Genomic DNA, 490 nt, shown 5'->3' with positions numbered 1-490 from the left:
CGCTTTGTGGTCTTGGTCAATCTGCACCAAATCCAGTCTTATCAACGATGAATGCATTTAAAGAAGAATATGAAGCGTATGCTTACCGCACTAAGAAAACTGCCTACAGCATTGATAGCGAAAAATGTATTGGCTGTACGAAATGTAAGCGTGCTTGTCCGGTTGATTGTATCGATGGAAAAGTTAGAGAAAAACACGTCATAACTGAAAGTGAATGTATTGCATGTGGTGCATGTTATGAAGCATGTCCTGTGGATGCAATCATTAAACCTTAAGGAGGCATTATGAAATTAATAGACAAAATGGTTGAACTTAAAATAAACGACATTCCAATAACGGTAGAAAAAGGAAGCTCGGTATTAGAGGCTGCTAAAAAAGTTGGCATAAACATTCCAACATTATGTCATCTTGATCTACACGAACTTGGAGCCGTTAATCAAAATGCTAACTGTCGGGTTTGTTTAGTAGAAAACGAAGACCGTGGGAATTT

2 protein-coding genes are annotated in these 490 nt (G+C 38.0%); both read left to right on the top strand.

Annotation, left to right across the window (positions count from 1 at the left end; translation table 11 throughout):
- The coding region (locus ABCO64_RS10255) for a 4Fe-4S binding protein (RefSeq protein ID WP_343089389.1) at window positions 1-275 on the top strand (275 nt) is incomplete at its 5' end.
- 9 nt (window positions 276-284) lie between these two features.
- Window positions 285-490, top strand: a 206-nt coding sequence (locus tag ABCO64_RS10250; protein ID WP_343089388.1) for a 2Fe-2S iron-sulfur cluster-binding protein, incomplete at its 3' end; no start/stop codon positions are given.

The sequence above is a fragment of the Methanocalculus natronophilus genome, assembly GCF_038751955.1.
GTDB classification, from domain to species: domain Archaea; phylum Halobacteriota; class Methanomicrobia; order Methanomicrobiales; family Methanocorpusculaceae; genus Methanocalculus; species Methanocalculus natronophilus.
The sequence above is the reverse complement of the archived record's forward strand: the minus strand, read 5'-3'. Positions and strand labels throughout refer to the sequence as shown.